Origin of the sequence: Microbacterium murale, assembly GCF_030815955.1 — a bacterium.
Taxonomy (GTDB): domain Bacteria; phylum Actinomycetota; class Actinomycetes; order Actinomycetales; family Microbacteriaceae; genus Microbacterium; species Microbacterium murale_A.
Genome location: NZ_JAUSXK010000001.1, coordinates 4,012,243 through 4,036,479 on the forward strand (window position 1 = coordinate 4,012,243; position 24,237 = coordinate 4,036,479).

The 24,237-nt window shown below is 66.4% G+C and carries 27 protein-coding genes and 1 pseudogene; 9 read left to right on the forward strand and 19 right to left on the reverse strand.

Translation table 11 applies throughout. The features are described from left to right. Positions 1 to 24 precede the first annotated feature (24 nt). Positions 25 to 609 (forward strand): M23 family metallopeptidase, encoded by a 585-nt coding sequence (locus tag QFZ46_RS19495; RefSeq protein WP_307364238.1) that lies wholly within the window; start codon positions 25 to 27, stop codon positions 607 to 609. Here QFZ46_RS19495 and QFZ46_RS19500 read toward each other — a convergent pair. From QFZ46_RS19500 to QFZ46_RS19540, 9 genes are all read right to left on the reverse strand, one after another. After that, positions 572 to 1,474: a tyrosine recombinase XerC gene (locus QFZ46_RS19500; protein WP_307364240.1), complete on the reverse strand. Its 903-nt coding sequence runs from the start codon at positions 1,472 to 1,474 to the stop codon at positions 572 to 574. The genes QFZ46_RS19495 and QFZ46_RS19500 overlap by 38 nt on opposite strands. Before the next feature lie 97 nt (positions 1,475 to 1,571). Beyond that, the gene (gene dprA / locus QFZ46_RS19505) at positions 1,572 to 2,753 is read right to left on the reverse strand and encodes a DNA-processing protein DprA (RefSeq protein WP_307364242.1); all 1,182 of its coding nucleotides are present in this window, start codon (positions 2,751 to 2,753) and stop codon (positions 1,572 to 1,574) included. Continuing rightward, a complete protein-coding gene (locus tag QFZ46_RS19510) occupies positions 2,750 to 4,279 on the reverse strand; it encodes a YifB family Mg chelatase-like AAA ATPase (RefSeq protein WP_307364244.1) in 1,530 nt (509 codons plus the stop codon). Before QFZ46_RS19510 ends, dprA begins: the two co-directional genes overlap by 4 nt. Next, on the reverse strand, positions 4,276 to 4,638 hold the full coding sequence (locus tag QFZ46_RS19515) for a YraN family protein (RefSeq protein WP_307364246.1): 363 nt from the start codon (positions 4,636 to 4,638) through the stop codon (positions 4,276 to 4,278). The genes QFZ46_RS19510 and QFZ46_RS19515 overlap by 4 nt, the downstream gene beginning before the upstream one ends. Before the next feature lie 92 nt (positions 4,639 to 4,730). After that, on the reverse strand, positions 4,731 to 5,057 hold the full coding sequence (locus QFZ46_RS19520) for a DUF2469 family protein (RefSeq protein WP_033107234.1): 327 nt from the start codon (positions 5,055 to 5,057) through the stop codon (positions 4,731 to 4,733). A gap of 20 nt (positions 5,058 to 5,077) precedes the next feature. Next, complete coding sequence (locus tag QFZ46_RS19525) at positions 5,078 to 5,737, reverse strand: ribonuclease HII (RefSeq protein ID WP_307364249.1); 660 nt, start codon at positions 5,735 to 5,737, stop codon at positions 5,078 to 5,080. After that, positions 5,734 to 6,465 (reverse strand): signal peptidase I, encoded by a 732-nt coding sequence (gene lepB, locus QFZ46_RS19530; protein WP_307364251.1) that lies wholly within the window; start codon positions 6,463 to 6,465, stop codon positions 5,734 to 5,736. Before lepB ends, QFZ46_RS19525 begins: the two co-directional genes overlap by 4 nt. A 124-nt stretch (positions 6,466 to 6,589) precedes the next feature. Continuing rightward, positions 6,590 to 6,934 (reverse strand): 50S ribosomal protein L19, encoded by a 345-nt coding sequence (gene rplS, locus QFZ46_RS19535; RefSeq protein WP_307364253.1) that lies wholly within the window; start codon positions 6,932 to 6,934, stop codon positions 6,590 to 6,592. 166 nt (positions 6,935 to 7,100) lie between these two features. Next, positions 7,101 to 7,604 (reverse strand): MFS transporter permease, encoded by a 504-nt coding sequence (locus QFZ46_RS19540; protein ID WP_307364255.1) that lies wholly within the window; start codon positions 7,602 to 7,604, stop codon positions 7,101 to 7,103. A 98-nt stretch (positions 7,605 to 7,702) separates the two neighbouring features. Between QFZ46_RS19540 and map the strand changes: the two genes are divergently transcribed. Further along, the gene (gene map, locus QFZ46_RS19545; RefSeq protein ID WP_307364257.1) at positions 7,703 to 8,485 is read left to right on the forward strand and encodes a type I methionyl aminopeptidase; all 783 of its coding nucleotides are present in this window, start codon (positions 7,703 to 7,705) and stop codon (positions 8,483 to 8,485) included. 52 nt (positions 8,486 to 8,537) lie between these two features. After that, positions 8,538 to 9,131, forward strand: coding sequence for a histidine phosphatase family protein (locus tag QFZ46_RS19550; protein ID WP_307364260.1), 594 nt, complete (start codon positions 8,538 to 8,540; stop codon positions 9,129 to 9,131). 84 nt (positions 9,132 to 9,215) lie between these two features. On the opposite strand, the gene QFZ46_RS19555 is transcribed toward QFZ46_RS19550, so the two are convergent. Both QFZ46_RS19555 and QFZ46_RS19560 read right to left on the reverse strand, forming a co-directional pair. Continuing rightward, positions 9,216 to 9,953 carry a class I SAM-dependent methyltransferase gene (locus QFZ46_RS19555; RefSeq protein ID WP_307364262.1) on the reverse strand — a complete coding sequence of 246 codons (738 nt, stop codon included), beginning with the start codon at positions 9,951 to 9,953 and terminating at the stop codon, positions 9,216 to 9,218. 30 nt (positions 9,954 to 9,983) lie between these two features. Further along, entirely contained in the window at positions 9,984 to 11,582 is a 1,599-nt protein-coding gene (locus QFZ46_RS19560; RefSeq protein ID WP_307364263.1) for an ABC-F family ATP-binding cassette domain-containing protein, read from the reverse strand. A 192-nt stretch (positions 11,583 to 11,774) separates the two neighbouring features. Here QFZ46_RS19560 and QFZ46_RS19565 point away from each other — a divergent pair, with 192 nt between their 5' ends. The 4 genes from QFZ46_RS19565 to QFZ46_RS19580 all read left to right on the forward strand — a co-directional run bounded on the left by QFZ46_RS19565 (position 11,775) and on the right by QFZ46_RS19580 (position 15,794). Next, a complete protein-coding gene (locus tag QFZ46_RS19565) occupies positions 11,775 to 12,446 on the forward strand; it encodes a DedA family protein (protein ID WP_307364266.1) in 672 nt (223 codons plus the stop codon). After that, positions 12,443 to 13,699: a sensor histidine kinase gene (locus QFZ46_RS19570; RefSeq protein WP_307364268.1), complete on the forward strand. Its 1,257-nt coding sequence runs from the start codon at positions 12,443 to 12,445 to the stop codon at positions 13,697 to 13,699. The genes QFZ46_RS19565 and QFZ46_RS19570 overlap by 4 nt, the downstream gene beginning before the upstream one ends. Further along, positions 13,696 to 14,364: a response regulator gene (locus QFZ46_RS19575; protein WP_307364270.1), complete on the forward strand. Its 669-nt coding sequence runs from the start codon at positions 13,696 to 13,698 to the stop codon at positions 14,362 to 14,364. The genes QFZ46_RS19570 and QFZ46_RS19575 overlap by 4 nt, the downstream gene beginning before the upstream one ends. Positions 14,365 to 14,462: 98 nt before the next feature. Next, positions 14,463 to 15,794, forward strand: coding sequence for an acyltransferase family protein (locus tag QFZ46_RS19580; protein ID WP_307364272.1), 1,332 nt, complete (start codon positions 14,463 to 14,465; stop codon positions 15,792 to 15,794). On the opposite strand, the gene QFZ46_RS19585 is transcribed toward QFZ46_RS19580, so the two are convergent. From QFZ46_RS19585 to sufB, 7 genes are read right to left on the reverse strand one after another with little or no spacing between them, the layout of a single operon-like run. Then, on the reverse strand, positions 15,716 to 17,077 hold the full coding sequence (locus tag QFZ46_RS19585) for an MFS transporter (RefSeq protein WP_307364274.1): 1,362 nt from the start codon (positions 17,075 to 17,077) through the stop codon (positions 15,716 to 15,718). The two genes, QFZ46_RS19580 and QFZ46_RS19585, sit on opposite strands and share 79 nt — an antisense overlap. Further along, a complete protein-coding gene (locus tag QFZ46_RS19590; RefSeq protein ID WP_307364276.1) occupies positions 17,074 to 18,231 on the reverse strand; it encodes a MalY/PatB family protein in 1,158 nt (385 codons plus the stop codon). Before QFZ46_RS19590 ends, QFZ46_RS19585 begins: the two co-directional genes overlap by 4 nt. 7 nt (positions 18,232 to 18,238) lie before the next feature. Next, positions 18,239 to 18,568, reverse strand: coding sequence for a metal-sulfur cluster assembly factor (locus tag QFZ46_RS19595; RefSeq protein WP_188437294.1), 330 nt, complete (start codon positions 18,566 to 18,568; stop codon positions 18,239 to 18,241). 9 nt (positions 18,569 to 18,577) lie between these two features. Further along, a complete protein-coding gene (gene sufC, locus QFZ46_RS19600) occupies positions 18,578 to 19,348 on the reverse strand; it encodes a Fe-S cluster assembly ATPase SufC (protein ID WP_307364278.1) in 771 nt (256 codons plus the stop codon). Next, positions 19,349 to 19,675 carry a non-heme iron oxygenase ferredoxin subunit gene (locus QFZ46_RS19605; protein WP_307364281.1) on the reverse strand — a complete coding sequence of 109 codons (327 nt, stop codon included), beginning with the start codon at positions 19,673 to 19,675 and terminating at the stop codon, positions 19,349 to 19,351. It lies immediately after the preceding gene. Next, positions 19,672 to 20,877 (reverse strand): Fe-S cluster assembly protein SufD, encoded by a 1,206-nt coding sequence (gene sufD, locus QFZ46_RS19610; RefSeq protein WP_307364285.1) that lies wholly within the window; start codon positions 20,875 to 20,877, stop codon positions 19,672 to 19,674. Before sufD ends, QFZ46_RS19605 begins: the two co-directional genes overlap by 4 nt. Beyond that, entirely contained in the window at positions 20,878 to 22,296 is a 1,419-nt protein-coding gene (gene sufB / locus QFZ46_RS19615; RefSeq protein WP_307364287.1) for a Fe-S cluster assembly protein SufB, read from the reverse strand. 232 nt (positions 22,297 to 22,528) lie between these two features. Here sufB and QFZ46_RS19620 point away from each other — a divergent pair, with 232 nt between their 5' ends. Both QFZ46_RS19620 and QFZ46_RS19625 read left to right on the forward strand, forming a co-directional pair. Further along, the gene (locus tag QFZ46_RS19620) at positions 22,529 to 23,632 is read left to right on the forward strand and encodes a COX15/CtaA family protein (protein WP_307364290.1); all 1,104 of its coding nucleotides are present in this window, start codon (positions 22,529 to 22,531) and stop codon (positions 23,630 to 23,632) included. Positions 23,633 to 23,732: 100 nt separating this feature from the next. After that, complete coding sequence (locus tag QFZ46_RS19625) at positions 23,733 to 24,182, forward strand: hypothetical protein (RefSeq protein ID WP_307364292.1); 450 nt, start codon at positions 23,733 to 23,735, stop codon at positions 24,180 to 24,182. Here the strand turns inward: QFZ46_RS19625 and QFZ46_RS20035 are convergent. Then, positions 24,137 to 24,235 (reverse strand): annotated as a pseudogene (locus QFZ46_RS20035) (heme o synthase); the annotation flags it as partial. The gene QFZ46_RS19625 and the pseudogene QFZ46_RS20035 sit on opposite strands and share 46 nt — an antisense overlap. Positions 24,236 to 24,237: the final 2 nt, after the last annotated feature.

Genomic DNA, 24,237 nt, shown 5'->3' on the forward strand with positions numbered 1-24,237 from the left:
AGCCGATCGGCCGAGGATGGTCCGATGCGAGTCAGGAGCAGCATCCCAGCGCGGAGACCCATCATTCTCCTCCTGCTGCTCGCCCTGTTCCCCGGCACCGCGCCAGCGCCGCCGACACCGGACCCGGCTTGGGTATGGCCCGTCGACGGCCCGCGCGAAGTCACCTCCCCGTTCCGCGCTCCGGCGCACGACTACGGTCCGGGACACCGTGGCCTCGATATGTCCGCCCCTGTCGGCGCCGTCGTGCACGCCCCGGCAGACGGGATCGTCGCCTTTCGCGGAGTGGTGGTGGACCGGCCATTGCTCACGATCGACCACGGCGACGGGATCGTGACGACGTTGGAACCTGTGGATTCGACGCTGACGCCCGGCGCGCCGGTCACCAGAGGCGAAGAGATCGGAACTGTCGCGAACGGAGGTCACTCACCGGACGATCAGCTGCACCTGGGCGTGCGGTACAACGACGTCTACGTCAATCCGATGCTGATGTTCGGCGACGTGCCACGGGCGATCCTTCTCCCCTGTTGCGCGGCAAGCAGCGCGATCTCCAGCCATGACCGGTCGAGCGTCTTCACGCACGAGGGTGGGCGAGTCGGTAGGTCGCTGTGAGTCGTTCAGATGAGACGTGGGTGTAGATCTGCGTGGTCCCCAGACTCGCGTGCCCGAGGATCTCCTGCACCGCTCTGAGGTCGGCTCCGCCGTCCAGAAGGTGCGTCGCGGCGGAATGGCGAAGCGCGTGCGGCCCGACGGCGTCGGCGCCGATGATCGGGCCGAGCGCGTGCGCGACGAGCGAGTACACGGCTCGCGGTCCGAGGCGTCCACCGCGCGCACCGAGGAACACGGCGGGCGCCGCTCGCTCGGCTCGGGTCGACAAAACGGTGCGACCGCGCGTCAGGTATGCGCCGACAGCGTCACGCGCAGGGATGCCGTACGGCACGACCCGTTCCTTCGCCCCTTTGCCCAGCACCCGCACGATGGCGCGATCAAGGTCGAGGTCGTCGACATCGATGCCGCAGAGCTCCGAGACCCGCATTCCGGAGCCGTAGAGCAGCTCAAGGATCGCGTGATCGCGAAGACGGATCGGGTCACCATCGGTTGCGGCTTCTCGGTGCGCGTCGAGAAGCCGTTGCATCCCATCCTGCGACGCAACGGCAGGGAGCGTACGTCCGCGCTTGGGCGCGATCAGGCGCAGACTCGGATCGATGCTGATCAGCTCCTCGTCCTTCGCCCATGCGAAGAAGGAGCGCGCGGCGGCGGCCCGCCTGGCCAATGTGGAACGGGCGTCACCTCGTTGGGTGGCGCGCCAGAGCCAGTCCCGCAGCGTCTCGAGATCGACGTCGGCGAGCGATGCCGCGCCGACAGCATCGGAGAGATCCCGCAGATCCGAGCGATACGCGCGTACGGTCGCCGGCGAGAGCCTGCGAACCTGAGTGAGGTGCGTGCTGAACGCATCTGCGGCAGCGATCAGGTCCATGCATTCAGCATGCCTCGCCGTACTCGGAAGGTTGGCGTGCCTCGCCGGACCACCGCCTACGAGGCTTGAGCGCGGGTTCGAGGATGGCGCTGAAGGGTCAGCCGGGGCGCAGACGCCACCCCGCACCGTCGTCGCCCACTCGCCCGTCCAGCGAAAGCAGCCCCAGCAACGCACGAACTCGTTCGTCAGACAGCCCGGCGATTCGAGCGAGTTCGGTGCATGAACGCGCGGTACGCGTACTCATGGCGTCGAGGAGGCGAATCTGATCGGGGTCTATCCGCCCTGCGCCGCCCGTGCCATCGCCTGCGCCCTCGCCGCCGAGCCTCGCATCCCAACCGAGGAGCTCACGCACCTCCGCGGTGCTCGTGACGCAGCGTGCGTCGTACTCGCGGAGCAGCCGATGACACCCGGCGGACGCGGCGGACGTCACAGGTCCAGGCACCGCACCCAGCGGACGGCCGAGCGAGGCCGCGTGGCCTGCAGTGTTCAGCGACCCGCTGCGCCATCCCGCCTCGACCACGACGGTCGCCATCCCGAGCGCCGCGATGAGTCGGTTACGTGCCAGGAATCTCCACTTTGTCGGAGCAGCACCGCATGGGAGCTCGCTCACCATGGCTCCGGACGCCTGAATGCGTTCGAACAGCTGTTGATGACCAGCCGGATATGCACGGTCGACGCCTCCTGCCAGGAACGCCACGGTTCCGCCACCGACGCCGAGCGCGGCGCGATGCGCCGCGCCGTCGATCCCGTAGGCGCCGCCGGAGACGATGAGTGCGCCTGATGCGGCCAGATCACCGGCGAACTCAGAGGCGACTGATTCGCCATATGCGCTCGCGGCTCGGGCTCCCACTATCGACACCCGCTCGGTCATGATCAGCCGGCCGACGTCACCTCGAACCCACAGCAGCACAGGCGCATGCTCGTCGAGGTCGTCGAGCGATTCCGGCCACGCCGGGTCCCCCGGCAGTACCAGCTGCGCCCCCATCTCTTTCGCACCCCGCAGTGATTCCTCGACCGCGCGAAGTCGAGCCCTCGGCCGCCACCGCCGCTGGGCTTCACCGATGACACGGTCCGACAGCGCGAATCGGGAGTCGTCCAAGGCGACGCGCAGCGCCTCGACAGCGCCGAGCTGTGCGATCAGCGCTCCTGCGACCCCATCGCCGGGCTCGGCGATCACACTCCAGGCGACTCGCGCCAACGTCTGAGCCGGATCATCATCGGGGCGCGCGAAACGCGCCGCGGCGCGCACCTCTGCGTCCCGGAGCAGAGCATCCATCATGCGATCAGTCCTTTCTTCAGAAAGAGCGCACGCCCGAGTTCGTCTCGTCCCGGTCTCTCCACCTCAGCGAGGTCGGCCATGGTCCATGCGAGTCGCAGCACACGGTCGTACCCGCGCAGCGTGAGCAGTCCGCGTTCGAGCGCACGATCGAGAGGCGCTCGCACGTCCGTCGAGAGTCGGAGATCCCCCTGCCGCAGATAGGAGCCCGCGACCTCGGCGTTCACCGTCCAGGGAGTGTTCGTCCATCGCCGCTCAGCGCGCTCTCTCGCCGTCTGCACTCGCCCCTGCGCCTGAGCCGTCGTCGTTCCTGAACGCTCTGGTGCCGTCGCACGCGATGCGGCGACTCGCGCAACCTGAAGATCGATGTCGATACGATCACGCAGCGGCCCCGACAGACGCGCGGAGTAGCGACGGATCGCGATCGGAGGGCAGATGCATTCCGCGCCGCGCACACCGTAGTTGCCGCACGGACAGGGGTTGGTCGCGAGGGCGAGCTGGAATCGCGCGGGAAAGCGTGCCCGGAAGCCGGCACGATCGATGTCGATGCTCCCCGACTCCAGTGGTTGACGAAGCGCGTCCAGAGCGACCCGCGAGAACTCTGCTGCCTCGTCCAGGAACAGTATTCCGCGGTGCGCACGCACGATCGCTCCCGGCCGCACGCCTCGCGATCCGCCGCCGACGAGCGCCGCCACCGAAGCGCTGTGATGAGGCGCTTCCCACGGCGGCATGTCATCGAGGACATCGACGGCGGCGCCGGAGAGCGATCGGATCGAGGCGACCTCGAGCGCTGCGTCTTCGGTCAGCGGAGGAAGTATCCCCGGAAGTCTGCGAGCCAGCATCGTCTTGCCCGCACCCGGAGGACCGCTCATCAGCAGGTGGTGTCCACCGGCCGCCGCGACTATGAGAGCCTCGACAGCCTCCTCCTGGCCGACGACATCGGCGAGATCGAGCACTTCCGGTACGGAACGCGGTGCGACGGCAGCAGTCACAGGCTCCACGTCGGCCACTGCGATGTCGGCTCCGTGCCACATCGCCACCTCGGCCAGGGTGGTTGCGGCGCGCACCTGCATCCCCGGCACGAGCCTGGCCTCTGCCGCGTTCGCGTGGGGCACGACGACCCGATCGAATCCCGCGCGCGCTGCCGCGAAGACCGATGGAAGAACGCCGGGCACCGGGCGCACGCGCCCGTCGAGCCCGAGCTCACCGATGTGCACGGTACGAGCGATGGACGCGGCGTCGAGCACTCCCCCTGTGGCGACGGCCGAGATCGCTATGCCCAGATCGAACCCGCTGCCGTGCTTGGGCAGGCTCGCGGGTGAGAGGTTGACCGTCAGCCTGCGGCGGGTGAGCTCGAGCTCGGCGTTCGTCACAGCGTTGTGCACGCGCTGCGCAGCTTCTCCGAGAGCCTTGTCCGGGAGGCCGACGATCTTGAAGCCCGGCGTCTGGTTCGAGACGTCCGCTTCGATCTCGACGAGGTGGCCGTCGACCCCTGTGAGGGCGACTGCCCACGTGCGCGCCGTCTTCATCGCAGATCCACCAGATGCTCGAGCGTGCCCGTCGCAGGATCAGCGCCGACGATTCCGATGACCTCGAGGCGCAGCATCCGATGCCCTGCGAGATCGCGGTGCTCTTCTGCCCATGCGTACCCGAGCCGCCAGAGTCGTTGCCTCTTGCGCTCGTCGATCGCCTCGAAAGGGTGGCCGAAGCCGATGGTGCGCCGGGTCTTGACCTCGACGATGCCGAGGACACCGTCGTGCTCGGCGACGATGTCGATCTCGCCCTGCGCGCAGCGCCAGTTGCGGTCGAGGATGCGATATCCGTGCGTGGTCAGGTGCTGTGCGGCGCGGTCTTCACCTGCACGTCCGAGGTCGTCTTTCGCTGCCATGGAGACAGCATGCGCGAGGCGCATCCCCCGTACCGGCGTGATTCACACGACCCGGGGATCCTGCCCCGAAAAGAAGATCGGTGCCGGAACAGTCACTTGCCGTCGAGCGAGAGTTCCTCAGGCAACTCGAACTCGCGCCGCTGCAGCTCTTCCACGTTGACGTCCTTGAACGTCAACACCCGCACTGCCTTGACGAATCGGTCAGCGCGGTAGATGTCCCAGACCCAGACGTCGGTCATCGAGATCTCGAAGTAGAAGTCGTGCTCGGTGTCACGACGGACGACATTCACCTCATTCGCGAGGTAGAACCTGCGCTCGGTTTCGACGACGTATTGGAACTGGCCGACGACGTCCCGATACTCGCGGAACAGCGCAAGCTCTAGTTCGCGGTCGTAATCGTCGAATGCCTCTTCGTCCATGATGAGTCCATCCTACGAGTTCAGAAGAGAGTGGGGGCATCGGCGATCGCCCACGATGCCCGATGCAACGGCGAAAGCCCGGTATCCCTGATCGCAGCACGATGCTCCGGACTCGCATAGCCCTTGTTGCGGTCCCATTGGTATGCCGGGTGGTCGGCATGAAGCTCTGCCATGTGCGTGTCACGCGCGACCTTTGCGATGACGGACGCCGCCGACACCGACGCGCAGTCGCGGTCGCCCTTGATCACGGAGCGCACCTGCAAGCTGGCGGGGTGTACGCGCGAGACATAGTCATGGTTGCCGTCCAGGATCACCAGTGCTCCATCGAGTGACGCGCCCAGCGCCACGACGGCGTCTATCGCGCGGGATGCCGCGAGCCCCAACGCGCGCATGATCCCTCCTTCGTCGATCTCGGCAGCGGTCGCCCAGCCGACTCCTGATGCCTGTACCCACGCCGCCGCGCGCGCTGCTACGTCCGGTCGGCGTCTCTCCGTCACGAGCTTGGAATCACGCAGCCCCTCCGGCACACGACGGCGTGAGCCAGCGGCATCCATGACTGACGCTCCCACAGCGACCGGACCTGCAAGCGCACCGCGACCCACCTCGTCGAGAGAGATGATCAGGTCGTACTCGGCGAGGAGTTTGCGCTCGAGAGCGAGCGTGGGAGCGACGACAGTCATTCCTGCGGATCCGGAACGCCGTTGAAGATGTCGTGATGACCGTCGACTGTGCCGATCCGGTCGAACGGCCATGTCGTCAGGAATGTCTTTCCCACGACGTTGTCCAGCGGCACGAAACCTCCGCTGGGAAGGTCCTGGTGCGCACGCGCATCCTGCGAACGGTCACGGTTGTCACCCATGAGCCAGAGCGAGTCCGCCGGAACCGTGACGTCGAACGGTTCGTTCGAGGCCGCGGTGTCGCCGTCGGGCAGGTTCAGGTACGACAACTCGTCGATGGGTGCGCCGTTGATCTCGATCTGCCCTAGTGCGTTGCAGCAGACGACGTGATCACCGGGCAGCCCGATCAGACGTTTGACGAGATGATCTTCACTGTCGGATGCCGAAAGTCCGATCAGCGTGAGCAGGGAGTCGACCGCTTCGACGAGTGGCGGGCCTGCGGGCTCCTGAGCGTGCGCAGGCAGCCACCCACCCGGGTCCCGGAAGACGACGACGTCACCTCGTGCGTAACCGGTCCAGTTCGGCGTCAGCTCGTCGACCAGAATCCGGTCGTTGACGAGGAGCGTCCGTTCCATCGACGCGGAGGGGATGTAGAAGGAACGCACCACGAAGGTCTTCACGAGGAACGAGACAAGCGCCGCGATCACGATGATCACCAGCACGTCTCGGACGAAGATCAGGAATCCGCGGCGCCGCTTCTGGTAGACGTCGGGGGCGGATTCAGTCGTCATCGCATTCCTTCAGGAGGGTCTTCGCACCGCGCTCTGACGGCAACATCTAGGTTCGCACACTCCGGGGTGAACGAAAGCACCCCGGGACGCTGTGTCCCGGGGTGCTTTCACGAAGAAGCAGCGATCAGCCGCGCTTCTCCTTGATCTTGGCCTTCTTGCCGCGGAGTTCGCGGAGGTAGTAGAGCTTCGCGCGACGCACGTCACCGCGAGTGACGACCTCGATGTGGTCGATCACCGGGCTGTGCACGGGGAAGGTGCGCTCGACGCCCACCTGGAAGCTGATCTTGCGGACCGTGAAGGTCTCGCGCACGCCGTCGCCCTGGCGGCCGATGACGATGCCCTGGAAGACCTGGACACGGGAGCGGGTGCCCTCGGTGATGTTCACGTGCACCTTGACGGTGTCACCGGGGTTGAAGACAGGAATGTCGGAACGGAGCGAAGCCGCGTCGACGGCGTCCAGGATCTGCATGATCGTCTCTCTCTGCACTCGCCTCAGGTCGGATGCATGGGATGGAAGGATTACGTGAATGTGTGCTTGACGGCGCGTGATGCGACCGCGGGCTCCCCTGGGGCAGAGCCGGTAACGGCACAAAGATCTATTCTGCCATGGATCCAGCGCGGCACCAAAACACGGATCAGCGCTCGGAGGCGGGCTTCTCTCGGATCACGAATACTTCACCGTCAGCAGGTGCCCGACGCGGGCGTCCCATCTCGGCCTCCGTCGGCGTCTGGGCCGCCGGAGGGGTGAGACGGATGCCGACGCCAGTGCTGCGCGCCTCGTTCCACAGTTGTGCCAGCGTCAGCCAGAACATCGCAAGCGCCACGACGATCGCGCCGGTCAGCAGAAGCGGGAACCACGCCTGCGGGTAGCATCCGACGGCGATCGTCAGCGCGTGCCACACGGTGAATCCCAGTACATCCCACCAGGACACCATGCGCGTCTCGCGCACCGACGCCCGTGCGCGCACCAGCAGCGTGAGCACGAGTTGACCGATGAACACGGAGGGGATCGCGATGAAGAGCACCCAGAGGAAGGCCCACCCTCCGGCATTGAAGATGCCCCAGCCGACCAGCAGCCAGAGCGGCAGCACGAAAGCCGCGGGCATGAGCCATCGGTAGAACGCGCGTCGCAACCACATGCTCAGATCGTACGATGCCCTCGTGCGCTCCCGGCGTGTGTTCGCTGTGAGCTTGGACCTCCCGCATCGGGGAGAATGGACAAGACGAGAGGAACACCATGATCGAATTGCGCACCCCTGCCGAGATCGACGAGATGCGAGCGGCCGGACGTTTCGTGGCCGAGACACTGGCGACCCTGCGCGATGAGACCAAGATCGGAACCAACCTCCTCTCGATCGATCGACGCGCGCATGACATGATCCGCAAGCAGGGCGCAGAATCCTGCTACATCGACTACCACCCCTCGTTCGGTGCCAGTCCGTTCGGCAAAGTCATCTGCACATCGATCAACGACGCGGTGCTGCACGGACTCCCCCATGACTACACGCTGCGCGACGGAGACCTGGTCACGTTGGACTTCGCTGTCTCCGTTGACGGCTGGGTCGCCGACTCCGCCGTGTCATTCGTGGTCGGCACGCCCCGTGACGAGGACCTCCGCCTGATCGAGACCACGGAGCGCGCGTTGGACGCCGCAATCGAGGTGGCCACGGTCGGCAACCGCATCGGCGACATCTCGGCGGCGATCGCCGCGGTCTCGCACGGCGAGGGCTACTCGATCAACACCGACTTCGGCGGACACGGAGTGGGTCGCATCATGCACGGCGACCCGCACATCCCGAACGACGGGCGCGCTGGACGCGGCTTCCCCCTGCGCGCCGGCCTGGTCTTCGCCATCGAGCCGTGGCTTCTCGCCACCACCGACGAGCTCGTCACCGACCCGGACGGCTGGACGCTGCGCAGCGTCGACGGCTCGCGCGGAGCCCACTCCGAGCACACGATCGCCGTCACCGAGGATGGTCCGATCATCCTCACCGAACGTTCGTTCCTCGGGGTGAACTGACGATCGCAGCTTCCGCTGGGTGACGCCGGCGCGGTTATGCCATTGTGATGACATGATCCCCGAGGACCGTCATGTGCCGCAGCGCGTACTGCTGGTGCGTCACGGTCAGACCGAGTGGAACCGCGAAGGACGCCTGCACGGTCAGCTCGATTCGGCTCTCACCTCTGAGGGCATCGCCCAGGCGTCCGCGACAGCCGAACGTCTCGTGCCGTTCGGCGTGCGCACCGTCTGCTCCAGTCCCCTGGGCCGGGCGCTTCGCACAGCGGTCATCATCGCCGAGCGGCTCGGAGCCGACCTCGTCGAAGTGCCGGAGCTGAGCGAGCTGCATCTGGGTCGAATGGCGGGGATGACGCGCGTCGAGATCGAGGACGCGTTCCCCGGAGCTCGTGAGGCCCGCGCGGAGAATCGCTACGGCTGGGCGTTCCCCGGTGGCGAGAGCTATGCCGAGGCGCGGGGCAGGGCACGAGCGGCGCTGTCGTCCTGCGGCTGGGCGGCTGACGGCCTGCCACTCCTGGTGACGCACGAGATGATCGGCCGGATGCTGCGCGCCGAACTGCGCGGACTGGATGCCGCGCAGGCCCTCGCCTTACGGCATCCGCTCGGCGCGGTGTTCGAGGTATCCGGCCGCGAGGAGCGGATGCTGTGAGCACCGCCGCCGGGTAAACCGACTCTGCGGCACGAGACCGCGCCCGTGCACCTCGCCCTCATGCTGGGAACTCGGTCTCGTGGGTCAGGTTGCCGTGTAGACGAAGACCTCGGTCAGCATCGGAAGCTCGAACTGCGTCTGACCGGCAGTCTCGGGATCGGCATCCAGGATCTCCTCGACCTGCGCGACCATCTGCGCGCGCGTCTCGTCGTCCGCGACGAGGAAGCTGCTCACGGTGAGCCAGCGGGCGACGTATTCACTGCGGGTGATCCGCTCCGACCATGCGATTTCGGCGCGGTGGTCGAAGGTGAAGCCGGGAAGTTCCTCCGCCGCGGATTCCGTGGTGGCGTCCTTCTCCGCCACCGCCGGATGCGCGACGCGGTGGCAGGCGCGGTCCCACGTGCAGTCGGGGTCCGAGTGGTTCCAGAGCAGGCCCAGCGTGCCTCCATGTACGAGCACACGAGCGATCTCGGCGCACGCCGGATCCCGATCGAACCAGTGGAACGCCTGCGCGACGGTGACGGCGTCCACTGACGAGTCCGGCAGCGGAATGCTCTCGGCACCCGCGCCGATCGCCTCGACGTCGGGAAGCTTCGCGCGCAGCACCTCGAGCATCGACTCGGACGGCTCGACAGCGATCACCCTGTCGGCACGAGCCGGCAGCAGCGCGGTGAACTTGCCGGTGCCGGCGCCGAGGTCGAGCACCGCACTCACCTTGATCGGAAGGATCTCGAGTGCGGCAGCATCCGGGAACCCCGGTCGGAACCGGTCGTAGTCCTCTCCGATGTTCTCGAACGACTTCGCCAGCTGCTGCTTCTGCATGCTACGACGCTAACAGCAGCGCGCCACGCGCTACGCGAGCTCGATGAGGTCCTGGTACTCCTGGCTCCAGATGTCTTCGACGCCATCGGGCAGGATCAGCACGCGCTCGGGGTTCAGCGACTGCACGGCCCCCGGGTCGTGCGAGACGAGCACCACGGCACCCTCGTAATGCGCCAGGGCGTCGAGGATCTCCTCGCGCGACGCAGGGTCGAGGTTGTTCGTGGGCTCGTCGAGCAGCAGCAGATTCGCGGATGACACGACCAGGGTCGCCAGCGAGAGTCGAGTCTTCTCACCACCGGAGAGGACCCCGGCGGGCTTCAGCACGTCGTCACCCGTGAACAGGAACGAACCCAGCACGCGGCGCGCCTCCATCTCGGTGATGTGCGGTGCAGCCGAAACCATGTTCTGGAGGACCGACCGCTCCACGTCGAGGTTCTCGTGCTCCTGCGCGTAATAGCCGATCTTCACACCGAAGCCGGGCTGCAGTTCGCCGGTGTCGGGTTCGTCGACGCCCGCGAGCATACGGAGCAGTGTGGTCTTTCCCGCACCGTTGAGTCCGAGCACGACGACCTTCGAACCGCGGTCGATCGCGAGGTCGACGTCCGTGAAGATCTCCAGCGAACCGTAAGACTTCGACAGGCCCGTCGCCATCATCGGCGTCTTACCGCACGGAGCGGGCTTCGGGAAACGCAGCTTGGCCACGCGGTCGACTTCGCGCACGTCATCCAGACCGGCGAGCATCTTCTCTGCACGCGCCACCATCTGGTGCGCGGCGGCGGCCTTCGACGCCTTTGCCCCGAAGCGAGCGGCCTGCTGCTGCAGCGTCGTCGCCTTCTTCTCGACGTTCGCGCGCTCCTTCTTGCGGCGCTCCTCGTCGGCGACCCGCTGACGAAGGTAGTTCTTCCAGTTCATGTTGTAGATGTCGATGTTCTGACGGTTCGCGTCGAGGTAGAAGACGCGGTTCACCGTCTCGCCGACGAGTTCGACGTCGTGACTGATCACGATCAGCCCGCCCTTGTAGTTCTTGAGGAACTCACGCAGCCACACGACGCTGTCGGCGTCGAGGTGGTTCGTCGGCTCATCGAGGATCATCGTCTCGGCGTCGGAGAACAGGATGCGCGCGAGCTCGATGCGTCGGCGCTGACCGCCGGAGAGGGTCGAGAGCGGCTGATCGAGGATGCGGTCGGGCAGCGAGAGGTTGTTGGCGATGGATGCTGCCTCCGCTTCGGCCGCGTAGCCGCCGAGTCCCTCGAACTGCTCGGTGAGGTTGCCGAATCGGCGCATGGCCTTGTCGGCGACCTTCGGGTCGTCAGAAGCCATGTCCTCGGCGGCCTTGGTCATACCCAGCTGTATCGTGCCGAGGCCACGGGCATCGAGAATGCGGGTGCGCGCGAGCATCTCAGGGTCACCGGTGCGGGGGTCCTGAGGAAGGTAGCCGAGCTCGCCCGACTTCGTCACTTTGCCGTCCGAGGGCAGCAGATCACCTGCGAGCACCTTCGTGAGTGTGGTCTTGCCGGCGCCGTTGCGTCCGACCAGCCCGATCTTGTCGCCGTCGGAGACGCGGAACGACACGCCGTCCATGAGGAGGCGGGCGCCAACGCGAATCTCGAGGTCGTGCACGGCAAGCACAGCGATAGTCCATTTCGTCAGGGTGGGATGGGGCGGCCCGCAGCATGCGGAGACACGGGGCCAGCCTCTCAGTATAGGTCGGGCCGCCTGTCAGGACGCCCACAGGAGCGTGTACAAGACACCCCTGCAGTATGACGAGGTCGATACCTGAGGGTGATGTGTGCCAACCCGGCCGATACGTACGTTCTACGAGTGGACATCATCAACGACCTCATCCTCCAAGCCGCAGCCTCACCATGGCTCTACCTCGTGATGTTCGCGACAGCCGTGATCGATGGCTTCTTCCCTCCCATTCCGAGTGAGACCGTGCTCGTCGCTGCGGCCGCGGTCGCGGCATCCACCGGCGAGACGAACGTGCCGTTGCTGATCGCCGTCGCGGCACTCGGAGCGATGATCGGCGACAACATCGCCTACGCGATCGGTCGTTCTGTCGGCACTACCCGATTCGCGTGGATGCGTCGTCCGAAGGTGGCTGCAGCATTCGATCGCGCACAGCGCACACTTTCACGCAGCGGTGCGCCGCTCATCCTCGGAGCCCGCTACATCCCGGTCGGGCGCGTCGCGGTGAACATGTCTGCGGGAGCCCTCGGATACTCATGGCGCCGTTTTCTGCCGCTCAGCATTCTCGGCGGCGTGACGTGGGCTGCCTACAGCGCCGGTATCGGACTGCTCGCCGGCCACTGGCTCGAGGATCAGCCGCTTCTCAGCGCGGTCTTCGGGGTCGCCTTCGCGCTGGTGCTGGGCTTCGTGATCGATCGTGTGGCAACTGCCATCCGCCGGCGGCGCACCGGTGGTGCGCAGGAATCAGGGCTTCACTCCGAAGGTGACGTGCGCGCCGCCGATCCGGCCGGGGTGGCAGGATGACTCCCATGAAGGACGCCCGGCGCGACAAGCGCGAGAAGCGCGCCAGTCGCGAGAACGCGCCTCGCCGCCATCCGCTGCCACGCGATCGCCGCACCATCATGATCGTGATACTCGCGGTCATCGCGGTCACGCTCTACTCGGTCATCGTCCCTGTGCACGCGACGATCTACGCAAGCTCCGTTCCGGTGACGATGCTGCTCGCCGCCGCCGCGATCGCCGCGCCCCTCGTCAGCGTCCGATACCCGATCCTGGCGATCATCATGTTCGCCGTCGCATCGCTGCTCATCCCCCTCACCATCAGCCGGGATGCGACTCTTCAGGCGCCATGGCCGTGGTCGGTGCCGATGCTCATCGCCTTCGCCGTCACTGTCGCCGCCATCACCTTCCAGCACGGCTGGCGACGCGGACTGATCATGTTCGCATCCGGCACGGCCTCAGGACTCATCGCGTCCATGATGCTGCCGACCGTGCCGAGTGCGAACTCGCTGATCGTCACCACGTCGGTCGTCGGCGGACTCTATCTGATCGCTGTGCTGCTCGCCGGTCGACTGCGACTGGGCGACGAGCTCACTCGCCAACGCGCGCACACCGCCGAGGAACAGGCCCGGCGGGAACTCGTTGAGGAACGCACCCGAATCGCCAGGGAGCTCCACGATGTGGTCGCGCACAGCATGTCCGTCATCCAGGTGCAGGCCTCCACCGCGCGCTACCGGTTGCCGAATCTCGCCGCCGACGTGGCCTCCGAGTTCGATGATCTGGCGGCCACCGCCCGAACATCCCTCACCGAGATGCGGCGGCTGCTCGGTGTGCTGCGCACAGAGGACCAGACCGTGGAACTCGCCCCCCAGCAGGGCATCGAGGACATTCCGGCGCTCGTCGACAGCATTCGACGGGCCGGAGTGGACGTCGGGCTGGAGCTGGTCACGGCAGACGTCTCCGAAATGCCGGCAGGCGTGCAGATCGCCGCGTTCCGCATCGTTCAGGAAGCGCTGAGCAATGCCGTGAGACACGCCCCCGGCTCTCGCATCTCGGTTCGCGTCCGCACCGACGAGAGAGCGGTGCACCTCAGAGTGCACAACACCGCGGCGACTCGGGAGGTCCCGAGCGCAGTTCAGTCCACGGGGCACGGACTACGCGGCATGCGGGAACGTGTCGCACTCGTCGACGGTACTCTGGAGGCCGATCCGGATGCGGACGGGGGCTGGACGGTCGCTGCCGAGCTTCCTTGGACGTCGAAGCAGGAGAGCGTGTGACGATCGAAGTACTCATCGCCGATGACCAGGCGATGGTTCGCGCCGGCTTCGCGGCGCTGCTCGACGCTCACGACGGCATCACGGTGACGGGCCAAGCTGCGGACGGCGCCGAGGCCGTGACGCTCGCTGCCAGGCTCGCCCCCGACGTCATCTTGATGGACGTGCGGATGCCGGAACTCGACGGCATCGAAGCGACCAGGCGGATCCTCGGGCCTGCGTATCCGGCCGCCAAGGTTCCCCGAATCCTGATGCTCACGACGTTCGACATCGACGACTACGTGTACGACGCTCTGCAGGCCGGGGCCAGCGGCTTCCTCTTGAAGGACGCCCTGCCGGAAGAGCTCGTGCACGCCGTCCGCGTCATCGCCGCCGGCGACGCGCTGCTGTCACCGAGCGTGACCCGACGGATGATCGCGCAGTTCGCGGCGCAGAAGCCGCGTACGACGGCATCCGGAAACCTGCTCGCTGAACTCACCGATCGCGAACGAGAAGTTCTCGTCCTCATCGGACAGGGTCGCTCGAACAATGAGATCGCCGCGTCCCTGTTCATCGCCGAGCAGACCGTGAAGACGCACGTCGGCAAAGTGCTCGCGAAGATCGGCGCGAGAGACCGCGTGCAGGCCGTGATCTTCGCCTACGACACGGGACTCGCCGAGCCGGCCTGACGCCCCTACCCCGGTAGGGGCCACGACGACCCCGCGGGGTGATGTGGCCCGCCCCACCCGCTGCATAACCTCCTCGAACACCCACCGAGGAGGAACTCATGGCCATCGCGGAACTGCGATCCACCATCACCGCCACTGCGGCGCGCGACACCGGCATCGACTTCGTACGAGCGCTGTGCGTGCTCGGCGTCGTGGTGCTGCACTCGCTGATGGTGGGAGTCACGGTGACCGACACCGGTCCCCTGTTCGCCAATGCGAGCGACGGGTCATGGTGGATCACACCGCTCAGCTGGGTGCTGCAGGTGATGCCCCTGTTCTTCGTGATCGGCGGGTTCGCCGGCTACACGTCACTCCTGCGTGCACAGCAGCGGGGCGGGACAGCGAGAGAGTTCGTGGCGGCACGCATCCACCGCCTGGTCCTGCCGGCCGTCGTCACGATCGGTGTCGTCGGCGTCGCCTTGACGGTGCTGCTCGCCAACGGGGTTCCCGCTGATCTGGTTGCCACCGCGGGCTACCGCTACGGACAGCCTCTCTGGTTCCTCGGCGTCTTCCTGCTGTGCCAGGTTCTGCTGCCGTTGTTCGCCGCGGCCCATCGACGCGCACCGTGGATCACAATCGGCCTGCTGGTCGCGGCGGCCGTTGCTGTCGACGCCGTGCGTGACGCGACCGGCATCGACGGTGTCGGATTCGTGAATCTCGCATTCGTCTGGCTCGCGCTGCAGCAACTGGGCTTCTTCTTCGCGGACGGACGGATCGATTCCCTCACCCGTCGCACCCGGACCGTGATCGGCGTCGCAGCGGTCGCTGCGCTGGTGGCCACGTTCGTCACCGGCGTGTACTCCCCTGACCTGATCGCGAACATCAATCCGCCCACCACGTCGCTGCTGCTCGTGGGCGTTGCGCACACGATGGTGCTCTCGCTGATGCGCGACCGCTTGGCGGCGTGGAGCACGCGCCCCCTGCCAACCAGGTTCCGTACCTTCGTCACTCCTCGCGCGATGACGATCTACCTCTGGCACATGCCGGTGCTCCTCGCAATGGCGGGCGCCTCTGCCGTGTTCTCGTTGACGACGGGCATGGCTCTGCCAACGCCCAGCAGCTTCGAGTGGTGGATGACGAGACCGCTGTGGCTCGTGACAGTCGTGGCGCTGACGGCGGGCCTCGCCCTCCTGCTCGCCGGGATCGAGGCACGGCGCATCCCCACGCCCACTCGCTCCGCAAAACGTCTGTTCGCGGCAAGCGCGATCGGCACGTTGGCGATCGTGGGGCTGCTCGTCGTCGGCACAACGCCGATGACCGCCATGATCGCGGTGGCTCTGCTCATCACCTCACTGCGGCTCTCGCGGCCTCGTCACGGCCTTTCAGCAGCGTGGCCGAGCCGCAGGCCGGGGAGCGACGCGACGAGTGCCAGAGCGATGCAGAACACGTAGACCACAGGGAACGCGTGCACGCCGCCTCCCAGAGTCGCCACAGCGAGTCCGGCCAGCGCGACCGCGACAGCCGAACCGGTGGCATCCGAGATGGAGAGGGCTGAGGAATTGAAGCCCTCAGTCCCCGGCACCGAGTACGCCAGCGTGAGCACGGTGAGACGCGGGTAGATCAGGCCCATACCGCCTCCGGCGAGTCCCCACCCCACGACGATCACGATCGGCGATGCGTTCGTGAGAGCCGTCACCAGCACGGCGAGAAGTGCGACGAGGATCAAGGCGATGCTGATCACCGCGATCCGCCGATTGCCGAGCAATTCGCCGTATCTCCCTTGAAGTGCGGATCCACCCGCCCAGGCGAACGCCGCCAGCATCAGCGCGACACCCGCCCACGTCGGTGAGAACCCGAACTGCTCCATCAGCAGATACGGGATGTACGCCTCGGCGGCGAAGAACGCTCCGGCGATGATTCCGCGCACGAGCACGACGCTCGGCAGCCCGCGTGCGGAACGCAGTGTGCCTCTGGGAAGCAGCTTCACCACCGCGAATCCGATGACGAGCACCGCTGACGCTGCGACGGGCCAACCCGCATTCGGCGACAGGTCTGCGGACAGACCGACGCTCACAGCAGCCAGGGCGACGATGAAGGCGAGCAGCAGTCTCACCGGCGCTCCCCCGCCGCTCGAGGCATCCCCATCACCCAGATCGACACCGTGCAGCCGCACAGCGATCAGGACGAAGGCGATCAGCGTGAGGACCGCGACGCCGAGGAAGGCCCAACGCCAGTCCAGGAACTCGGCGACCGCGCCAGCGAGGAACGGCCCGATCATCGACGGCACCACCCATGCGGCAGCGAATGCTGCGAAGATCCGGCCGTGGAGGTGCGCTGGATACAGGCGCGCGACGACCACGTACAGCGCGACCGTCTGACCGCCGGCGCCCAGTCCCTGCACGAGTCGGCCGATCAGGAACTGTTCCATCGTGAACGCGAATCCGGAGATGACGAGCCCGACGACGAAGAGCGACACGGCGGCGTACAGGGCGCCGCGCGGCCCTCGGGCATCCGACCATGCACCGCAGGCGACCATGCCGATCACGCTTGTCGCGAGTGTTCCCGCGAAGGCCACTGCGAAGAGCGCCTGCCCGTCGAGCGCCTCGCTCACCACAGGCATGACGGTGGTCACGGCCAGCGCTTCGATCGCGCCGAGGAAGATCAGCGCGGTGGCACCCACTGTCACCCAGATGCGCTCCCGATCCCAGATCGAGACCGCACTGACGTCGGTCATGCGCCGCGCAGCGCAGCGATGCGCATGACGGCGTCTGTGAGCACTTCGGGGCTGGTGCCGAAGTTGAGACGTACGTGACCGGCGCCTTCAGCACCGAAAGCCGGCCCGTAGTGCAGCGCGACTCTGGCTTCACGAAGAATCCGCTTGGCGGGATTCTCACCCCACCCGAGGTCCGTCATGTCGATCCACGCGAGGTATCCGGCGTCCGGGATCCGGTAGTGCGCGCCGGGAAGGTTCTCGGCGAGCAGATCGGTGAGAAGACGCCTGTTCTCATCGAGTGTCGTGAGCAGCCCGTCGAGCCATTCGTCGCTCTCCTCGCCGAATGCCGCCACGGCGGCGAGAAGCCCGAACTGTCCTGTTCGCCACTCGACTTCGACCGGCAGAGATCGCACCACGCCCGTCGGGCCGTCGGATGCCGTGACCATCAACGCGCACTTCAGCCCGGCGAGGTTGAACGCTTTGCTCGCACTGACGACGGCGTAGCCGACCTCGCGTGCAGCATCCGAGATCGCGAGGAAAGGCGTGAATCCTGTACCAGGCTGCGCGAGAGGCGCGTGGATCTCGTCCGAGACGACCGCGGCGCCATGAGCGGCAGCGAGTTCCGCGAGTGCGGCGAGCGAGGCCGCAGAGTGCACGGTGCCGGTCGGATTATGCGGGCTGCAGAGCAGCACGGCGCGAGCACCGTCCTCGAGCGCGGCGTCGACGCCGTCGAGGTCGATCTCCCACGCTGTTCCGGTGTCACGCAGCGGAACGCGCTCGATGACCGCGCCGGCTTCCTCGACGAGGTCGTAGAACGGCGGGTAGACCGGCGGCATCACGATCACGCCGTCGCCGGGCGCGGTCACTCGGCGGAGGATCTCCACGATGCCCATGCTGACATCGGCGGTGGAGCGCATGCGCGCCGGATCGGGTGTCCAATCGAACCGACGCCGCGCGAACCCCGCATACGCGCCGGGGAGAGGCGTCCGAGAAGCGACGTAACCCGTGTCGCCCGTCGCCACCGCACGCTCCAGCGCCCGTGTGATGGCAGGCGCCAACGGGAAATCCGTCTCCGCGACGAACAGCGGCAGCACATCGGCTGGGTACTCGCGCCACTTCTCGCTGGTGCGCTCACGGAGCGCCGCCAGCGGAAGCGCGTGAACCGGCGTACTCACCGTGGTGCTAGATGGCGAAGCCGAGCGCGCGCATCATGTCGCGCCCGTCATCAGTGATCTTCTCGGGACCCCACGGCGGCATCCACACCCAGTTGATCCGGAAGCGGTCGACCACAGCATCCAGCGCCTGAGCCGTCTGCTCCTCGAGCACGTCGGTGAGCGGGCAGCCGGCGCTGGTGAGCGTCATGTGGATCACGAGAGCGTCGTTCTCGTCGTCCCAGGCGAGGTCGTAGATGAGTCCGAGGTCGACGACGTTGATCCCGAGCTCGGGATCCATCACGTCCTTGAGAGCCTCGGTGACCTCGTCGAACTTCTCCGGGGCTAGAGTCGCGGTCATGCGATCAGCCTACGCCTCGATCGGGGCTGCGGGGTTAAGGAATCTGTCGTATCCCTCGTCCTCGAGCCGGTCGGCGAGTTCTGGTCCACCCTCTTCGAGGATCTTGCCCGCGACGATGACGTGCACGAAGTCGGGGCGGATGTAGCGGAGGATGCGCGTGTAGTGCGTGATCAGCAGCACGCCGAGACCGGTGGCCTCCTTGGCGCGGTTGACACCCTCGGACACGATCTTCAACGCGTCGACGTCAAGACCGGAGTCGGTCTCGTCGAGGATCGCGAACTTCGGCTTGAGCACCTCGAGCTGGAGAATCTCGTGACGCTTCTTCTCACCACCGGAGAAGCCCTCGTTGACATTGCGCTGCGCGAACTTCGGGTCCATCCGCAGGTTCGACATGGCGCCCTTGACGTCCTTGGTCCACGACCGGATCGGCGGGGCCTCGCCGTCGAGCGCGGTCTTCGCGGTGCGCAGGAAGTTGGTCACTGTGACACCGGGGATCTCCACCGGGTACTGCATCGCGAGGAAGAGGCCGGCGCGGGCGCGCTCGTCGACGGTCATCGCGAGGACGTCCGCCCCGTCGAATGTGATCGATCCGCTCGTGACGGTGTACTTGGGGTGGCCGGCGATCGTGTACGCCAGTGTGGACTTTCCTGAGCCGTTGGGGCCCATGATGGCGTGGGTCTCACCAGCGTTCATGGTGAGGGTGATGCCATTGAGGATCGGGGTCGTCCCGGCCTCGGTGTCGACCGTGACGTGCAGGTCGCGGATCTCGAGAACAGACATTCAGACTTCCTTAGTTACGGTCGGATCGATGAGCACGTCGTCGCCGTCGATATCGACGACGTAGACCGGTACGGGCTCATATGCGGGGAGATTCTGGGGGATGCCGGTGCGCAGCGAGAACGCCGAGCCGTGGGCCCAGCATTCCAGCGTGTCGCCCTCGACGAAGCCTTCGGAGAGCGAGATCTCGCCGTGCGTGCAGGTGTCGCCGATGGCGTGCACCTCACCAGCGGAATCGAGTACGACGGCCATCGGGACGCCGTCGAGCTCCACCCGCAGCGGGGTGTCCTGCTCGAGTTCGCTCAGACCGCAGGCGCGCTGCGCGCTCATGCGCTCACCGCCGCGAGTTCGACCTCGATCGCAGCGAGGAGTTCCTCTTCGAGGGCAGGGATGCCGAGTCGCTGCACGACGTCGGTGAGGAAGCCGAGCACGACCAGGCGGCGCGCCTCTTCCTCTGTAATCCCTCGTGCCTGCAGATAGAACAGCTGCTCGTCGTCGAAACGACCCGTCGCGCTGGCGTGTCCGGCGCCGAGGATGTCACCCGTCTCGATCTCCAGGTTCGGGATCGAGTCGGCCCGAGCACCCTCGGTGAGAACCAGGTTGCGGTTCGCCTCGTATGAGTCGGTGCCGGTGGCGTTCGCGCCGATCAGCACGTCGCCGATCCACACGCTGTGGGCGTTCTCGCCCTGCAGCGCGCCCTTGTAGAGCACGTCGCCCTTCGTGTGTGCGCCCTTGTGGTGCAGGTAGACCTGGCTCTCCAGGTGCTGCCCGGCGTCAGCGTACGAGAGACCGTAGAGGTACCCCTCTGAGCCGTTGCCCGCGAGTTCGACGTTCGGGTTCACGCGGACGAGTCCGCCGCCGAAGCTGATCACGAAGTGCTTGAGCACCGCATCGTTGTCGACGCGTGCCTGGTGCGACGCGGCGTGCACGGCGTCGTCGTCCCATCGCTGCACAGACACGACCGTCAGCCGCGATCCGGCACGAGCGATGATCTCGACGTTCTGCGCGTACTGGACCGCACCGCGGTGGCGGAGGATCACCGTCGCCGAGCTGTGCTCCAGTGCCTCGATCACGATGTGGGCGTCGGCGCGCTTCTCCGCGCCCTGCCCGGTGATCGTGACGAGGATCGGCTCTGCGACCTCCTCATCGCGCGGGATTCGCACGTGAAGAGCCTCGCTCGTGCCCTGCCATGCGATGGCCGACACGACGTCCTCGGAGAGGAAGTGCTCTCCACGCGGAGCTGTTCCCGCAGCGAGGGGCGCTGCGATGTACTGCTCCCCCGCCGTGATCTCGTAGTCCACACCGTCGTTCTCCGAAGCGACGGTGAGCAGTCCGGCGATGCGATCGACGGGCGTGTGCTTCCAGTTCACCTCGCGGCCGGTCGGTGTGCCGAAATCGCCGGGCTCGAAAGAGCGCGGGCGTGCGGATCGGGTCTGCACAGGGACGAATCCAGCATCCGCCACTCGGGCGGCAGGGTCGATGTGCGCGTTCGTAGGCTGCGCCTCGCTGGGCGCTGTCGTCGAGGCCGCCATTTAGCCGACCGATCCTTCCATGCCCATTTCGATGAGCTTGTTCAGTTCCATGGCGTACTCCATCGGCAGTTCACGTGCGATCGGCTCGATGAAGCCGCGCACGATCATCGCCATCGCTTCGTCTTCCGGCATCCCTCGGGACTGCAGGTAGAAGAGCTGCTCTTCGCTGACCTTCGACACAGTGGCCTCGTGCCCGAGCTGAACGTCATCCACACGGATGTCGATCGCGGGGTACGTGTCGGAGCGCGATTTGGTGTCGACGAGAAGAGCGTCGCAGCGCACAGTGTTCGCGGAGTGATGCGCATTGGCATCGACGCGGACCTCGCCTCGATAGCCGGCACGGCCCCCACCGCGGGCGATCGACTTGGAGACGATCGATGACTGCGTGTACGGCGCCATGTGGATCATCTTCGCACCGGCGTCCTGGTGCTGGCCGGGCCCGGCGAATGCGACGGACAGCGTCTCGCCCTTGGCGTGCTCGCCCATCAGGTAGATCGACGGGTACTTCATCGTCACCTTGGAGCCGATGTTGCCGTCGACCCACTCCATCGTGGCGCCCTCATGGGCGACCGCGCGCTTGGTGACGAGGTTGTAGACGTTGTTCGACCAGTTCTGGATCGTCGTGTAGCGAACGCGGGCGTTCTTCTTCACGATGATCTCCACGACCGCCGAGTGCAGCGAGTCCGACTTGTAGATCGGAGCCGTGCAGCCCTCGATGTAGTGGATGTAGCTGTCTTCGTCGGCGATGATCAGCGTGCGCTCGAACTGACCCATGTTCTCGGTGTTGATGCGGAAGTACGCCTGCAGCGGGATCTCGACGTGCACGCCCTTGGGGACGTACACGAAGGAACCGCCGGACCAGACCGCGGTGTTGAGAGCGGCGAACTTGTTGTCGCCGGCCGGGATGACGGTTCCGAAGTACTCTTCGAAGAACTCCGGGTGCTCGCGAAGCGCGGTGTCGGTGTCCATGAAGATGACGCCCTGTGCTTCCAGGTCCTCGCGGATCTGGTGGTACACCACCTCGGACTCGTACTGCGCGGCGACTCCGGCGACGAGGCGCTGGCGCTCAGCCTCCGGGATGCCGAGACGCTCGTACGTCTCGCGGATCTCGACCGGAAGGTCTTCCCACGACTGCGCCTGCTTCTCCGTGGAGCGCACGAAGTACTTGATGTTGTCGAAGTCGATGTCACTGAGGTCTGCACCCCAGGTCGGCATCGGTTTGCGCCCGAACAGCGACAAACCCTTCAGGCGGGTCTTCAGCATCCACTCGGGTTCGTTCTTGAGCCCGGAGATGCCGCGAACGACGTCCTCGGACAGGCCGCGTTTCGCGATCGCGCCGGCGGCGTCTTCATCGTGCCAGCCGAATTCATACACCCCCAGACCATCGAGTTCTGGGCGGTCGATCAGCACATCCGACATCACACTCTCCTTGTCAGGCCTCAACGGTGTCATCCGCCCCGACACCTCATGGCCCCGTAAGAGTTCGCGGGTATGGGTGCCGCTGGTGGGCCTCATCACGGACGCATTCTTCGCGCCTAAACTGTTGGTGATGCACCTCGCGCTTTTCGCAGGCATCGCAACAATCCGATTCTACAGGTTCCCCCTGATAAACGGGCCGCGCCCGTACGCTCGGGCGCGGGCCGGAGGACATATGCCCGAGACCACCGCCCTCGCAGACGCCGCTTCCCACGACGGTCACCGGGGTCCCCGGCCCGCCGCATTCGGTCGACCGCTGCGAGTGCTGGCCTGGCTGTCGTTCATCGCAGAGGTCATCATCATCGGCACCGGCGGAGCCGTGCGCCTGACCGGTTCCGGACTCGGCTGTTCGGAATGGCCGCTGTGCACACCGGAATCCCTGGTGCCCATCTACGAGGTCCAGGGCATCCACGGACTCATCGAGTTCGGCAACCGCACGATGACCGGGGTCGTCGGACTTCTCGCACTCGCCGTGCTCTTGCTGACGCTGCACGCAATCGGCGGTCGTCGCCTCGTCATGCGGGCGGTGTGGTTCGCCGTGGGCGGTGTCGTCGCCGCGGTCATCGCCTATCTCGTGACCGCCCCCTTCGGGCTGCCCGCGTTCGGCTTCGCCTCAGGTGCGCTGTTGATCGCCGTGGTCGTCGCCGCCGTGGATTCGCTTCGGCTGACGACGCAGCGGCGGGATCTCTCCGCACTGGCGTGGATCGTGCTCGCCGGCGTCATGGCGCAGGCAGTGGTCGGCGGCCTTGCGGTTCTGAGTGATCTGAATCCCTTCATCGTCGGCTTCCACTACACGTCCTCGCTGCTGCTCGTCTGCGTCACCGCCGCCTACCTCGTCCGACTTCACGAATCAGGTGCGCCACGCGAGCGTGTCGTTCCGAAATGGTTCGCGATCGGGTCGCACGTGACCGGTCTCGCACTGGCCGTGACCATTTTCTTCGGTGTGCTGACAACCGGCTCGGGACCGCACTCCGGGGACGCGAATGTCATTCGCGACGGCTTCGACGCCACGATCCTCGCGCACGTGCACTCGTGGCCGGGGTACATCCTCGCTGCGCTCGTGGCCGCGTTGACGATATCGGCATGGGTGCTGCGCCTCGAACCGCGCCGTTGGCTGCTGGTCCTCGCACTCGCGATCCTCGTGCAGGTCGGGGTCGGCATCTGGCAGGCCCGCGAGGGGCTGCCAGAGCTGCTGGTCGGCATCCACATGGTGCTCGCCTCGCTCTCCGCTGCCGCGTACACCGTGGTGGTGCTGCGCCTGAAGCGTCCTGTCGAGTGACCGCGGACACGACGCCACGCGCGGTCGGATCGGGGTCCGCACAGGCCGCGCATAAGCGCTGCACAGCGCGCGCATCAACGAGTCCGTGAGGCTCGTGGACATGAAGAAATCACTCACACGCAGCATCTCGTACTGGCTCCTGCTCGTCCTGTCCCTCGCATCCGCCGCTGTGGGTGCCTGGCTCATCTCGGACAATGCGGGGATCATGACGGCAAAGCTGCTCGACGGGACAGCGACCGGAGTCGAGGTCTACGTCGGCCAGCCCATGATCGTCGTGGGGGCCGTTCTTCTCGGCGCCGGCGTCGTCGGGGTTCTGCTCACGCTCGCACTGGCCGCAGCCAAGTCTCTCGTCCCCACCGCGGCGCCCGTCGCCGTCGAGCCGATCGACTGGACAGCGGACGCAGAAGGCCGGACCGGAGCTGTCGAGGATTCCACCGGCTCAGTGACCGAGACACCCGCAACCGAGACGGCCGCAGACGAGTCAGCGGACGATGAAGATCAGAACAGCAGCGATTCGACAGCCACGGCGACGAACATCAACGTCAGGTAGATGATGGAGGCGTGGAACACCCGCATCGGACGCGGGTTCGTTCCACGCACCGCCT

Bases quoted from the DNA above. Each gene is read 5' to 3' on its own strand.
- QFZ46_RS19495 (WP_307364238.1), top strand. From the start codon at position 25: ATGCGAGTCAGGAGCAGCATCCCAGCGCGGAGACCCATCATTCTCCTC.
- QFZ46_RS19500 (WP_307364240.1), bottom strand. From the start codon at position 1,474: ATGGACCTGATCGCTGCCGCAGATGCGTTCAGCACGCACCTCACTCAG.
- dprA (WP_307364242.1), bottom strand. From the start codon at position 2,753: ATGATGGATGCTCTGCTCCGGGACGCAGAGGTGCGCGCCGCGGCGCGT.
- QFZ46_RS19510 (WP_307364244.1), bottom strand. From the start codon at position 4,279: ATGAAGACGGCGCGCACGTGGGCAGTCGCCCTCACAGGGGTCGACGGC.
- QFZ46_RS19515 (WP_307364246.1), bottom strand. From the start codon at position 4,638: ATGGCAGCGAAAGACGACCTCGGACGTGCAGGTGAAGACCGCGCCGCA.
- QFZ46_RS19520 (WP_033107234.1), bottom strand. From the start codon at position 5,057: ATGGACGAAGAGGCATTCGACGATTACGACCGCGAACTAGAGCTTGCG.
- QFZ46_RS19525 (WP_307364249.1), bottom strand. From the start codon at position 5,737: ATGACTGTCGTCGCTCCCACGCTCGCTCTCGAGCGCAAACTCCTCGCC.
- lepB (WP_307364251.1), bottom strand. From the start codon at position 6,465: ATGACGACTGAATCCGCCCCCGACGTCTACCAGAAGCGGCGCCGCGGA.
- rplS (WP_307364253.1), bottom strand. From the start codon at position 6,934: ATGCAGATCCTGGACGCCGTCGACGCGGCTTCGCTCCGTTCCGACATT.
- QFZ46_RS19540 (WP_307364255.1), bottom strand. From the start codon at position 7,604: ATGTGGTTGCGACGCGCGTTCTACCGATGGCTCATGCCCGCGGCTTTC.
- map (WP_307364257.1), top strand. From the start codon at position 7,703: ATGATCGAATTGCGCACCCCTGCCGAGATCGACGAGATGCGAGCGGCC.
- QFZ46_RS19550 (WP_307364260.1), top strand. From the start codon at position 8,538: ATGATCCCCGAGGACCGTCATGTGCCGCAGCGCGTACTGCTGGTGCGT.
- QFZ46_RS19555 (WP_307364262.1), bottom strand. From the start codon at position 9,953: ATGCAGAAGCAGCAGCTGGCGAAGTCGTTCGAGAACATCGGAGAGGAC.
- QFZ46_RS19570 (WP_307364268.1), top strand. From the start codon at position 12,443: ATGACTCCCATGAAGGACGCCCGGCGCGACAAGCGCGAGAAGCGCGCC.
- QFZ46_RS19580 (WP_307364272.1), top strand. From the start codon at position 14,463: ATGGCCATCGCGGAACTGCGATCCACCATCACCGCCACTGCGGCGCGC.
- QFZ46_RS19585 (WP_307364274.1), bottom strand. From the start codon at position 17,077: ATGACCGACGTCAGTGCGGTCTCGATCTGGGATCGGGAGCGCATCTGG.
- QFZ46_RS19595 (WP_188437294.1), bottom strand. From the start codon at position 18,568: ATGACCGCGACTCTAGCCCCGGAGAAGTTCGACGAGGTCACCGAGGCT.
- sufC (WP_307364278.1), bottom strand. From the start codon at position 19,348: ATGTCTGTTCTCGAGATCCGCGACCTGCACGTCACGGTCGACACCGAG.
- QFZ46_RS19605 (WP_307364281.1), bottom strand. From the start codon at position 19,675: ATGAGCGCGCAGCGCGCCTGCGGTCTGAGCGAACTCGAGCAGGACACC.
- sufD (WP_307364285.1), bottom strand. From the start codon at position 20,877: ATGGCGGCCTCGACGACAGCGCCCAGCGAGGCGCAGCCTACGAACGCG.
- sufB (WP_307364287.1), bottom strand. From the start codon at position 22,296: ATGTCGGATGTGCTGATCGACCGCCCAGAACTCGATGGTCTGGGGGTG.
- QFZ46_RS19620 (WP_307364290.1), top strand. From the start codon at position 22,529: ATGCCCGAGACCACCGCCCTCGCAGACGCCGCTTCCCACGACGGTCAC.
- QFZ46_RS19625 (WP_307364292.1), top strand. From the start codon at position 23,733: ATGAAGAAATCACTCACACGCAGCATCTCGTACTGGCTCCTGCTCGTC.